The 11,479-nt window shown below is 62.7% G+C and carries 12 protein-coding genes; 3 read left to right on the plus strand and 9 right to left on the minus strand.

From position 1 onward, the window contains the following. Positions 1–318, plus strand: a 318-nt coding sequence (locus tag KF886_21630; protein ID MBX3179961.1) for a CBS domain-containing protein, incomplete at its 5' end; no start/stop codon positions are given. Between the two features lie 9 nt (positions 319–327). Further along, a complete protein-coding gene (locus KF886_21635; protein MBX3179962.1) occupies positions 328–1,629 on the plus strand; it encodes an ArsB/NhaD family transporter in 1,302 nt (433 codons plus the stop codon). A gap of 26 nt (positions 1,630–1,655) precedes the next feature. On the opposite strand, the gene rarD is transcribed toward KF886_21635, so the two are convergent. The 5 genes from rarD to KF886_21660 form a co-directional block, all read right to left on the minus strand. Next, positions 1,656–2,570, minus strand: coding sequence for an EamA family transporter RarD (gene rarD, locus KF886_21640; GenBank protein MBX3179963.1), 915 nt, complete (start codon positions 2,568–2,570; stop codon positions 1,656–1,658). A 140-nt stretch (positions 2,571–2,710) separates the two neighbouring features. Continuing rightward, positions 2,711–4,183, minus strand: a complete 1,473-nt coding sequence (locus KF886_21645) for an alpha-L-fucosidase (protein MBX3179964.1) — start codon at positions 4,181–4,183, stop codon at positions 2,711–2,713. 325 nt (positions 4,184–4,508) lie between these two features. After that, a complete protein-coding gene (locus tag KF886_21650) occupies positions 4,509–5,828 on the minus strand; it encodes a neutral/alkaline non-lysosomal ceramidase N-terminal domain-containing protein (protein ID MBX3179965.1) in 1,320 nt (439 codons plus the stop codon). Positions 5,829–5,894: 66 nt separating this feature from the next. Continuing rightward, the gene (locus KF886_21655) at positions 5,895–6,056 is read right to left on the minus strand and encodes a hypothetical protein (GenBank protein MBX3179966.1); all 162 of its coding nucleotides are present in this window, start codon (positions 6,054–6,056) and stop codon (positions 5,895–5,897) included. 27 nt (positions 6,057–6,083) lie between these two features. Continuing rightward, entirely contained in the window at positions 6,084–6,242 is a 159-nt protein-coding gene (locus tag KF886_21660) for a hypothetical protein (GenBank protein MBX3179967.1), read from the minus strand. Positions 6,243–6,458: 216 nt separating this feature from the next. Here KF886_21660 and KF886_21665 point away from each other — a divergent pair, with 216 nt between their 5' ends. Next, positions 6,459–7,868, plus strand: a complete 1,410-nt coding sequence (locus KF886_21665) for a hypothetical protein (protein MBX3179968.1) — start codon at positions 6,459–6,461, stop codon at positions 7,866–7,868. Between the two features lie 47 nt (positions 7,869–7,915). Here the strand turns inward: KF886_21665 and KF886_21670 are convergent, their stop codons facing one another. The 4 genes from KF886_21670 to KF886_21685 all read right to left on the minus strand — a co-directional run bounded on the left by KF886_21670 (position 7,916) and on the right by KF886_21685 (position 11,036). Beyond that, entirely contained in the window at positions 7,916–8,200 is a 285-nt protein-coding gene (locus KF886_21670; GenBank protein MBX3179969.1) for a type II toxin-antitoxin system RelE/ParE family toxin, read from the minus strand. Between the two features lie 40 nt (positions 8,201–8,240). Continuing rightward, the gene (locus KF886_21675) at positions 8,241–8,381 is read right to left on the minus strand and encodes a hypothetical protein (protein ID MBX3179970.1); all 141 of its coding nucleotides are present in this window, start codon (positions 8,379–8,381) and stop codon (positions 8,241–8,243) included. A 78-nt stretch (positions 8,382–8,459) separates the two neighbouring features. Beyond that, entirely contained in the window at positions 8,460–9,476 is a 1,017-nt protein-coding gene (locus tag KF886_21680) for an alpha/beta fold hydrolase (GenBank protein ID MBX3179971.1), read from the minus strand. A gap of 408 nt (positions 9,477–9,884) precedes the next feature. Further along, positions 9,885–11,036 carry an alanine racemase gene (locus KF886_21685; protein MBX3179972.1) on the minus strand — a complete coding sequence of 384 codons (1,152 nt, stop codon included), beginning with the start codon at positions 11,034–11,036 and terminating at the stop codon, positions 9,885–9,887. Positions 11,037–11,479 lie beyond the last annotated feature (443 nt).

Genomic DNA, 11,479 nt, shown 5'->3' on the forward strand with positions numbered 1-11,479 from the left:
GACGGGCGGGTCGCCGGCATGATCACCTGCGACCAGATATTCCGCTGCGGCCTGCCGGATTTCTTCAGCCAGCTCAAGAGCGTGGCGTTCGTGAAGAACTTCGACCCCTTCGAGGGCTACTTCAAGGGAGTGAAATGCGCGGTCGCCGGAGACATCATGACGCGGGACTTCGCCGCGCTGCCGGAGGACGCCACCCTGCTGGAGGTGGTGTTCGAACTGTCCGTAAAGCAGCGCCCGAAGGTCTTCGTCGTCCGCGACGGCGTCCTCGTGGGCATTATCGATCGCATCGCGGTGCTCAACCGCGTTATCAACTATTAGGGCCCCGCCATGTTCCTCTCCCTGGCCATCTTCGCCGCCGTCTATGTGCTCATCGCCTTCGATCTCGTGGACAAAACCGCCGCGGCGCTGCTCGGGGCCGCGGCGGTAATCCTGCTGCACCTCGTCCCCTATCACGTTGCGGTGGAAAGCATCGACATGAACGTGCTCTTCCTCCTCATTGGCATGATGATCGTGATGAGCATCCTGTCGGAAACGGGCTTCCTGGAGTGGCTCGCCATCTCCATCGCGCAGCGCGCGCGGGGGAACGCCCGGACTATTGTAATTCTCTTTCTGGCCGTCACCGCGGTGCTTTCCGCCGTGCTGGACAACGTCACCACCGTCATCCTTATCGCGCCCATCACCATCCTCATCACCCAGCTGCTGGAAATCAGAACCGCGCCCATCCTGATTCTCCTCGCGATCTTCTCCAATATCGGCGGTACCGCCACCCTGATCGGCGACCCGCCGAACATCATCATTGGCTCGGCCACCACCCTGAGCTTCAACGATTTCCTCCTCAACCTGGGCCCGGTGGTCGTCATCGCCACCCTGCTGTGCCTCGCCCTCGTGCGCTTTCGCTTGCGGAATTCACTGAACGCGCCCGAAGAAGCGCGAAGCCGCGTTATGATGGCGCAGCCGGAACTCGCCATTCTCGACGCGGGCTTGCTCCGCCGATGCCTCGGCGTACTCGCCCTGATCCTCCTCGGATTCTTCACTGGACGCCTTACCGGCTTCGAGCCCGGAATCGTGGCGCTCGCGGGCGCCGTCCTGATGATCATCGTCTGCCGGGTGGATATCCACACCGCCCTGCACAAGGTGGAGTGGGCCACTATCCTCTTCTTCATCGGCCTCTTCATGCTCATCAGCGCCCTGGAGCACAACGGCCTCTTCGAGCGAAGCGGGGAGCTCCTCGTCGAAGCCACGCGCGGCAACCTGCTGCTCACCGCCCTCGTGATCCTCTGGGCCGGCGCCTTCGCCTCCGCGATCGTGGACAATATCCCCCTCGTCATCGCCATGCTCCCGCTCATCAAGACCATGATCCCAACCTTCGCCATGCAAATGGGCCTGGCGGACAACCCCGAACTGACCCACACGACCATCGCCGCTCCGCTCTACTGGGCGCTCGCCCTGGGCGCGTGCCTCGGCGGCAACGGCACCCTGATCGGCGCATCGGCAAACGTGGTGATCGCCCAGGTGGGCAAGCGCAACAACTGCGGGATCTCCTTCATGGATTTCACGCGCGCGGGCTTCCCCATCATGATCCTGACCGCCGCACTGTCCAGCGTGTACCTGTACTGGCGCTACTTCTGATGCGGCAGCCGAATGCGCGCGGAACCCTACTCCATCTCCGCGGCGGGCGCGAGCGCGCGGCGGCGGCGTGAGTGCAGCTGGCCCAGAATGAGAACCAGTAGCCCGGTCCAGACGAGTATGAACCCGATGAGCTTGTGGCGGTCCAGCGGTTCGCCAAACGCGAACAGGCCGATGGAAAACTGAAGCGTCGGCGTGATGTACTGCAGGAATCCCATGACGTACAGCGGGAGCCGCTTCGCCCCTTCGGCAAACAACAGCAGCGGGATGGTGGTCACGATGCCGGCAAGCACAAGCAGGATCTGAACGTGCGGCGCGCCCTCCACAAGTGCGAGGCCCGATTGGCTCCCCTGCCAGGCCAGATACGCGATCATGAACGGCATGACGAGCAGCGTTTCGAGGAAGAGGCTGGCGATGGAGTCGAGTTGCAGGTGCTTCTTGATGGCGCCGTAACCCCCGAATGCCGCGGGCAACGACAAGGAAATCCACGAAAAGCCGCCGAGCGTGATGAACTGGTAGAGTATCCCGGCCGCGGCGAGCGTGACGCACGCGATCTGGTGGTTGTTGAGCCGCTCGCGAAACACCACAATCCCGAGCACGATGAGAAACACCGGGTTGATAAAGTAGCCCATGCTCGCGTCAATCGTGCGGTGCGTCGCAATCGCGTGGATATAGATGAGCCAGTTGGCGGAGATGAGCAGAGAGGCCGCCGCAAGCAATCCGGCCTGGCGAGGCGAGGCCAGGACCGCGAAGACCCCGCGCAGGGCGCCGCGCCACCAGAGCAGGGCAATTAACGCGACCACCGACCAGATAATCCGGTGCGCGAGCACCTCCCAGCTGGATACACTGGAGAGGAAGTAGAAATAGATGGGAAATACGCCCCATATGGCATAGGCCGAGAAGCCCATGACCATGCCCGGATAATTCAATGTGCTGGTTTTCACGGTGGAGCTACCTGGAGACCGGATTGGTCCGGGTGATGAAAAAATGCGGGGACACTGCCTGCCCCTGCGCCGGAGTATGCATACCGGCGCAAATCACACCCGGAAACCCGGCGCTGATCGCTACCGAGGCGATCGCGGCGTCAGTTCTCCGGGCCCGCGTAGAGCGAAAGGGTCGCGAGTGTTGGGCACGCCTTGGCTTCGAGTATGTTGAAGCGAATTCGGGTGGTGGCGAGCCGTTCCACGGGCAGGATGCGCTTCCAGCCGATGGAGGTTCCCTCCGCCAGGGGCTTCCAGCCGCCGTCGACCCAGGCGTCCACCGAAAACCGCAGGATGCGCTGGCCCAGGGCAATGTATTCCTGCAAGACCACGTGATCGATCGTGGTTTCGCCCGCGAGATCGATGGTAATGCTCGCCGACGTCACGCTGTCGTCGGCCGCCCAGTAGGTCCGGTGATCGCCGTCGAGCACGTTGCCAGCCGAGAAGGCCGCATCGTTGCCGCGCGTGTTGTCCGCCGTGGCGGTGGCCCCGCGCGCCAGGTCCACGTGGAAAATCGCGTCGCGCAGTTGCTTGAACCCCATCAACGCGGCCTCGTCGTTCTCGTGCAGCAGGCCGCGGGGATCGGGGGGGATATTCAGCAGCAACGAGGCGCCGCGACCAACCGACTGGTAATACAGCTCCATCAGGTTCTCGGGCGTGCGGACCTGGTCGTTCTGATCGGCGTGGTAGAACCAGCCCGGCCGGATGCTTACATCCACTTCCGCCGGCAGCCAGTAGCGGCCATCGACATGCCCGTGCTCCGCCTCCTTGTATTTCGTCATCCCCGGCGCAACGGGCTTGCCTTCCTCCCGGGGCTTCGGCGTGTAGGTCGCCCAGCAGGGATCACCCGCAAACCCCTGCTCGTTGCCGACCCAGCGGATATCCGGCCCGATATCCGAAAACAGGATGGCCCCGGGCTGCAGCTCGCGCACGAGCGCCCACGTGTTCTCCCAGTCGTAGTAGGTGGTGTGGTCGATCCGGCGCTCTTCCCGCGCGCCGCCGTAATACCCGTCGCCGCCGTTTGCGCCATCGAACCAAACCTCCTGTATCTCGCCGTAATTCGTCAGCAACTCGCGCAGCTGATTCCGGAAGTACTCAATGTAGGCCGGGCGTCCGTACTCGGGGTGGTTCCGGTCCCAGGGCGAAAGATAGACACCGAACTTCAGACCCGCCGCGCGACACGCGTCCGCCAGTTCGCGAACCAGGTCCCCCTGGCCGTTCTTGTACGGCGAATTCTTGATGGAATGCTCGGTATACGCCGACGGCCACAGGCAAAACCCGTCGTGGTGCTTCGCGGTGAGGATCAGGCAGGTCATGCCCGCCTCCTTCGCAACGCGCACCCACTGGTTCACGTCCAGTTCGGTGGGATTGAATATCGCCGGATCCTCGTCGCCGTAGCCCCATTCCTTGTCCGTGAAGGTGTTCACGGTGAAGTGCAGGAAGCCATAGTATTCCAGCTCGTGCCAGGCAAGCTGGCGCGGCGTCGGCGACGGATCGAGCGGCGCCGGCGGATCCACGGCGGCGGCGGAAAGCGCAATCAAAAGACACGCGGCGGCGAAAGCGTGGATACGAAACATGGCGAACTCCTCCGGGCGGGGCGCGATTACCCCGCGGAGCAGTTTACCAGATCGCGCGGATGGGTCCCAGCCGGACGGCGCCAGGGCAATCGCATTTAAACTCGATCTCAGTATATGGGCGTAAACTTGAGTCGATTTGGAACCTTGAATCAACGATAGTGAGCGTTTTGGAGCGCCGGCATCTGTGCCGGCAAGGTCAGGGATTCGCCGCAGGCGAAATGCCAGCGCTCCAACACGCGCCCTTTATAATATTGAAGGTGGTTCATCTGTCGCTCGGCTCGAGTTGGAAGTTTAAATGCGATTGCCCTGGGACGTCGCCGTTGCATCAGCGGCCCGGTATGCCCATCTCGTACTTCCCGAGCATCGTGTACAGGTTAATGAGCGCCTTGTTCATCATCTCTTCGCCCGCGCCGATCGGAACCCAGCTCACGGCGGCGTCCGCGCCATACCCGCCGACCGAAGTCGCCTCGATGGTCGGAAAATACATGTGGTGCCCGTTGCAGTAGCCCACGAAGATCGTCTTCAGGCCCCACGCGCGCTCCTTCAGCCGGTTCGCATGGTCGCAGAAGAACTCGCCCGATCCGCCAACCAGCGCCAGCTCCTGGTTGATCAGCACGGTGGAGAGGTGCGGCGTGATGACGTCGCCCTTCACGGTCGACATGGCGGCGCCGGCGAGCTCGGGGAAGAAGGCCTGGCCGAAGAGCCCCCGCATGATATCGTTGTCGAGCGGAATCCGCGTCTTGAAGGTGAAATCCTCGTGCACGCCCCGGATCGACGGCGCCTCGGGAACCTTCGTTTCAATGGCCCGCGCGATCTTCACCACCTCCGCCCCCAGGGCCTGGCCAAAGGCCTCGATCCCGCGCGTATCCTCGCTCGGCTTGCAGGACATGTCGCCGGCCGCGCCCTGAAGGAAACCCGCGTTCGTGCCCAGCGCTTCTTCCACCGCATACATCATCTGGCCGGGCCACTCGGCGGAGAAGCGCAGATCCTCCGCGGGCAGCATGGTCGGGTGCGCGGCGTAGTTGATCATCAAAGCGATGGGATTGCCGTCCAGGTCGTCAAAACGAATGACATTCAGTTCCTGGTCGACGGGCTTCGGATCGAACTGCTGGTGCCGGTTCCGGTTCATATCCACCATCGCCGAGCCCCAGCCGATGCGGGCGTCCCGCGCATTGCCCGCCGCCTCGGTGATCGCCGCAATGAGTTTCTTCTCCAATTCGCCCACGTACGCCACGCAGGCGTCAAACTTGCCCTTCCCCTGGCCTTCGACATCGCGCAACTCAATCACCGGCCCATGGTGCGTGTGCGATCCCGAAATCATCACGTGCGTCACGCCCGCACCCTCCTTCACCGCCGCGCGAATCCGCGCCATCGACTCCGCGTCGGGCGATCGGCCCAGGTCCAGCCCCACCAGCGCGAGTTTCTGGTCCCCCGCTTCGACAACCACCGCCTTGGCGTAAAGCGGGTCGCGCACGCCCTCGGAAAGCGCATCGTGACGCGCCCCGTAGCCCCACATCGGCATCGGCGCCGTGGGGGTCACATCGGCCTTCGCAAAACCGGCCTTGAAGATCTGCGCGGCGGCGGGCAGGGTCAACAACGACAACAGGGTCAGCAGGGAAATCACACGCGGGACATATCGGGACATGAGGGGGCTCCTTGTTTTCGCGATTAGACATCCGCGGCCCGCCCCGGGATTCAGTTTCCGCGTTGGTCAGGGTTTGCTCTTGCCTCCCTCGCGTAGATGCGCGTAATCCCGCGGAAATTCCTCGGGATGCTCGCCCATGTACTTGAACTCCCGAAACGTAAGCGCAAACCCCGCCAGGGTCAGCAGGGAAATGAACGTCCCGGACAAGAAAATGAGAACGTCGGTCATGGTGTAATCCTCCACATCGTTCCGCGTTCAGCGCGTACGGGTATAGGCCCCAAAGGACAGAATCGACGGCACCCAGATCCCCACGAAGATCCCCTCCTCCCGCTGGCCGGTGAAGAAGAGATAGACCGAGAGCAGGAAGGAGAGAAACGCCGCCACCAGGATTACGTATTGACTTTTTCTAATCATATTTACGCACCTTTCTCTTTATTAGTTGTTCAAAATCATCACTACTCTCGACAAATCTACCACAAGATCGGTGTTTTGTCTAATTTAATTTAGACAATTTATTCCCGAATGTAGACGGGGGAAGGCTGCTTGTGATGAGCCACCGAGCGCACCCCATGGTTTGGATGAATACGGCGGGGCCCCAATGGTATGGTGAGAAAAAGGAGGGCAGCTCCCGTGAACCAACCCCCGGAACTCCCGCGCCCCAAACCCAGGCGTGGCGCATTCCCCTGGCGACTGACCATGGTCGCGCTCGCGCCCGCGGTCCTCCTGGTGGCCGCCGCCGCTGTTCTGATTACGCGGTACGACCGCGCGCTCCGATCTGAACTGGATTCGATGCGGGCCGCGCGCGAAGAAGTGGCATCAGAACTCGAAGCAAAGGGCTACCCGGTGACGGATGCATTGTGGGAGGCCCGCTTCCCGCAACCAGCCGACACGGAGAACGGCGCGCTGGTGTATGGGAAAGCCAGCGCCGCAATGCGCGCCCTGCCGCCCGAACAGGATCTTCTCGTTCCCTATGCCGGCAAACTGGACCCACCAGATCCCGGCGCCCCGTATCCGGAGGATGCGCTGTCGGCCATGCGCGCGCACCTGGCGGCCAATGAAGACGCCTTGGCGATTGCGGACGAGGCCGTTGGCTATTCACGCAACGCCTTCGCCCAGTATGGATTGGACGAGGAAAGGCTATCGGCGCTGTACACAGCCGAGGCGCTGACCACGTTGCTCATGCTCCGGATCGAGATCCTGTCTCTTGATGGCAATCGGGAGGCGATGCCGGGCGCCTTGGTCTCCCTCCACGCGGCGGTGCAAATGCTGGACGAATCCCCGGAACAGATTGACGCCTATGTGGCGATGAGAATGCGGCGCGAATTCGCGGGTATGGTGGCGCGTGTGTTTTCGCGCTACGATCCCGGGGAGGAGCTTCTGAACTTGCTTGCCGGCCTTGATTGGCGGATACCCGCGGAAGAGGTGTATTCGAATGCCGTCGTTTCCGGCGCCGGTCGAATAGTAACGCCCGAAGAATCAATACTGCTGATTGCGCTGCACGACAAGCGCCTTATTCTGCCCTTCCCGAAACGCTACAAGGCGCGCTGGGCAGAGCGAATCATCGAGGAATACGCGCTGTATGATTTTCGCTTCCGCCAAGACGTTCTGGCGCTCGCAGGTGAAACGGCCGCCGAGGCCATCCCGCGCTATGAGGCCCTGGAGCAAGCGTTCAAGGCCGCGGTAGCCGAGGCCCTTATCCTTTTCAACGCGCCGATTCGACTGGATCCGGTATGGGAGGCGCGGGCCTGCGATCGAATGTCGGAGGCGGCCATTGCCGTGGAACGGTGGCGGCGCGAGAACGGCATGCTCCCCAATTCGCTTGAATCGCTGGTTCCAGATTTCTTTCCCGCGATTCCGCGGGATCCGTATGACGGCCAGCCCTTGCGCTACCGGGTTGAAGGCGCCGGGTACCTCCTGCATTGCGTTGGGCTGAATCTGGCGGATGATGGCGGGGCCACGTACACCAGGCGGCCGCAGCAACTTGAGAAGGGGGATGTGGTGCTTGTCGTCCGCCTCGATTTGCAAACGCATGACCGGTAAAGGCAATTCCGGTGGGCGACACGCTGGAGCGGAATTCAACTGCCAGATCAGCTCTGGAGAAGCCTTCTCTGGAGCAGCTTTTGCATGTTCCGCCGGCCATCCGCCACCATGACGACGAAGACCGTCTTACGCTCGATTCGATAAAAGATTCGATACGGCTTGAAGAAGGTCTCACGATAGTCCGTTATTCCCTGCTCCGCGAGTTCTGGGGGATGCACCCCGCGGGACGGGAGCACATTCAAGCCGTCAATCAATTCGTGCAACTTGTGGAATACGTGTTCGGCCTTTTCAAAGGCATCGTGCAGGGCGATGAAATCAAAGATCTCATCCATGTCCCGTTGAGCGCTCTTTGTCACGCGAACCGTATGCCCACTACGAGAACCCGCGTTCTTTTCGTACGCGCGCGAAGTAATCGCTTGCCAACTCGTGCTCGCCGTTCTCTATTTCATTGCGGCCAATCGCCAGGATCTCCAGCAGCGCCCGGGTTTCCAATTCGCGTTCATTGGCGTCCATTCGCGGTTCCCATCAGAAGGTTGTAATGCATTACTGCCCATGGACAAGGGCAACGATAACCCGAATTCCGGCCGGCCGTCAAGCGCCCGACTCCAGTGCCGTGAAAAAACGCAACACCTGCTCGTCCATCCAGTAGCGGGGCCGCCACGGCCAGCGGCCCGCCACAAACCCGCCGTGCCCGCCGCGCGCGGGCCACTGCGGGATCAGGTAGTCCGAAGCGTCCGCGATCGCTCTCGGAATGGTGTGGGCCGGGTTGAAGGCGTCGTCCTCGGCGGTAAGCAGCATCGTGGGCACGCGGATATCCTTCAGGAACTGATGGCAACCGACCTCCTCCCAGTAGTGCCGCGCGTCCCGGAAGCCGTGGAGGCGCGCGGTGACTTCGGTGTCGTAGGTGTGGAAGCTGGTGCAGTTGCGGACCTTCTCCAAATCAATGCTGCCGGGGAACTGGCGCTCTTTCTCAATCGCCTTGCGGATGAGCGTCTTCAGGAAATAGCGCCGGTACACCCCGAAGAACGTGTTCTCAAACTGCTCGATGGCGTGTTCCGGCTGGAACGGCGGCGAGAGCGCGGCGGCCCCGCGCACAATCCCGGGGACGCCCTCGCCGTATTCGCCGAGCCACTTGCAAAGGACATTCGCGCCGAGCGACATGCCGGCGATATAGAGGTGCGCCACGCCGAGCCGCGCGGGCATATCCGAAACGACAAAATCGAGATCGCCGGTCTCGCCCATATGGTAGATGCGTTTGGTCTTGTTGATGCGCCCGTCGCAGGACCGAAAAATGAGCGTGGCGACATTCCAGCCGATCGCGTGGAAGTCGCGGTTGAGCCGGGGGATGTAGTAGGAGCCGATGCAGCCTTCCAGGCCGTGCATCAACAGCACCCAGGGCTTCTCCGGTTCCCCCCGGTAAACGTACACGGAGAGATCGTCGCCGTCCGGGGTGTTCCAGATCTGGCGGTCGTAGGGGATGCGCGGCGCGCGGCCAAACTTCGGCCCCCAGATGGTCTGCGCGTGCTTGTTGCGCAGCCACCAGGCCGGGCGGAAAGGATGCTCATTCAGGCGCGCGAGCAGGGCTGCCTTGCGCGCGGCGGCGGTCATTTCGGGGACGGTATTGATGGTGCAACTCCTCGGGCGGAGAATCTTAACAGGCGCGGACGCCGAGGGGAAAGCACGAACGGCGCAGGGACCACCGCGAAAGGAAAGTGGAACAGACGTCCCGCCTGTTTTAAGCGCCGAAGGCGCCCCAGGATCGCGGACATTCCGCGGCAGGGCACACTTCGGGAGTCGACGGGCGTTACGAGCATGGAATAGAAACCCGGCGTCACTCGAAAGCGAAACGCAACGGGGGCCGGGACCACTTCACGAGCGCAATGATCACGAGAAGTCTTGCGCTTCCTCTGCCGCGGACACGAATGTCCGCGATCCTCCGAGTCCCGCCCGCTTGTTCGAAGCTCGGTTGCCCTCCGCCGGGTGCGCCATTCCACCCGCGTGCAGCGCATTCCCTCCCTACCAGCCCGTAACGCGCTTCCATTCGCCAATCAGGGATCCGTCCGGCCCGATCACGTGGTAGCGATCGTGGCTGCCCGCCGTGTGGCAGACGTGGTTGGGAAACACCCGCACCGGTGCGCCCAGCGGGAAGTCATCGAACGGGAACGGCGCCTCGGGATCGGCGCACTGCACGAAGCCGTGCTCCTGGTTCACATTGAACACGCCGAGCCCGAAGATGGGGCCGCCCGTTTCCGGATCGCGCAAGAGGCCATAGGGCGCATAGGGCCCGTCCGGCGGGCGGATGCCGGGATCGTTGGACAGGGCCAGGGCCCCCGCGTCGATGTAGATCCGGTTCTCCCGCTGGTTGTGCGCGATAACGCGCGCAAGCACGGTCACGGCGATGTCCGAATAGTCGCAGACGTGCAGCTTCACCTGCATGAGATCCATGAAGACATAGACGCCGGGGCGGATTTCCGTAACGCCCTCCAGGCTGTCGCCCAGGGTGCGCGTTGGCGTGGAACCAATGCTGACGTCCGGGCAGTCGATGTCCGCCGCGCGGATCGCCTCGGCGGCGTCGGTAGCCGCGCGGCGCTCGGCCTCGGCCGCCGCCCGGGTCCCCTCGACGCGATCGGCGGCGTAGCCCTTCCCGCCAAAGGCGAGGGTCCCCCGCAGGGCGAGCTTCGGAGCCGCCTCCAGGATGCGCGCTGCCTCCAGGATTTCGCTGTCGCCCGGCAGGAAGCCCGTGCGGTGCGTGCCGCTGTCGAGCTCCAGGAAGATCTCCAGCGGCCCGGCGAGCCGGTGCTGCGCGGCGGCGATCGCGTGCGCCGCGGCCGCGCTGTCCAGCACGGCGGACACCCGCGCGCCGGCCTCCTGCAGCGGCGCGATACGCTCGATCTTCGACGGCTCCAGGTTCACGGTGTAGAGGATGTCCGAGAAGCCATTCGCCGCGAAAAACTCCGCCTCCTTCATCGTCGCCACGGCAATCGCCCCCGAATGGCCCGCCGTCGCCCGCATCGCAACCTCGAGGCATTTCGCCGTCTTGCAATGCGGCCGCAGATCGACGCCCGCGTCCAGCGCGCGCCGGCTCATCCGCGCAAGGTTGCGATTCAGCGCGGCCTCATCGAGGAGCAGGCAGGGCGTGGGGATATGGTCTAGCGGGGGGCAGGACACTGGCGCCTCATATATTGATGTGTAAGCGCGCAGATGCGCGCCGCGGCGGTCATCGATCAAACCTTCGAGCATAGTACAACATGGAGTGCACCGAATTCTTGGCGCATCCATGGCCAGGGCAATCGCATCTTGAACTCGATCTCGGTATATGGGCGTAAACTTGAGTCGATTTGGAACCTTGAATCAACGATAGTGAGCGTTTTGGAGCGCCGGCATCTGTGCCGGCAAGGTCAGGGATTCGCCGCAGGCGAAATGCCAGCGCTCCAACACGCGCCCTTTTTTGACATTGAAGGAAGTTCATGTGGCGCTCGGCTCGAGTTGGAAGTTTAAATGCGATTGCCCCCTGCATCCACGGCCCGCCGGAACCAGACGCGAATTCACTAACTCAATGGGCTCGGAACGACTTCGATTGTCAGCTGTTCTGCTAGCGCCAGGAAAGTCCA

Source organism: Candidatus Hydrogenedentota bacterium, assembly GCA_019637335.1.
GTDB lineage: Bacteria > Hydrogenedentota > Hydrogenedentia > Hydrogenedentales > JAEUWI01 > JAEUWI01.

What these genes read in the sequence shown, in the direction of transcription:
- KF886_21635 (MBX3179962.1), top strand. Translation starts at nt 328, where the DNA reads ATGTTCCTCTCCCTGGCCATCTTCGCCGCCGTCTATGTGCTCATCGCC.
- KF886_21645 (MBX3179964.1), bottom strand. Translation starts at nt 4,183, where the DNA reads ATGTTTCGTATCCACGCTTTCGCCGCCGCGTGTCTTTTGATTGCGCTT.
- KF886_21650 (MBX3179965.1), bottom strand. Translation starts at nt 5,828, where the DNA reads ATGTCCCGATATGTCCCGCGTGTGATTTCCCTGCTGACCCTGTTGTCG.
- KF886_21655 (MBX3179966.1), bottom strand. Translation starts at nt 6,056, where the DNA reads ATGACCGACGTTCTCATTTTCTTGTCCGGGACGTTCATTTCCCTGCTG.
- KF886_21660 (MBX3179967.1), bottom strand. Translation starts at nt 6,242, where the DNA reads ATGATTAGAAAAAGTCAATACGTAATCCTGGTGGCGGCGTTTCTCTCC.
- KF886_21670 (MBX3179969.1), bottom strand. Translation starts at nt 8,200, where the DNA reads ATGGATGAGATCTTTGATTTCATCGCCCTGCACGATGCCTTTGAAAAG.
- KF886_21675 (MBX3179970.1), bottom strand. Translation starts at nt 8,381, where the DNA reads ATGGACGCCAATGAACGCGAATTGGAAACCCGGGCGCTGCTGGAGATC.
- KF886_21680 (MBX3179971.1), bottom strand. Translation starts at nt 9,476, where the DNA reads ATGACCGCCGCCGCGCGCAAGGCAGCCCTGCTCGCGCGCCTGAATGAG.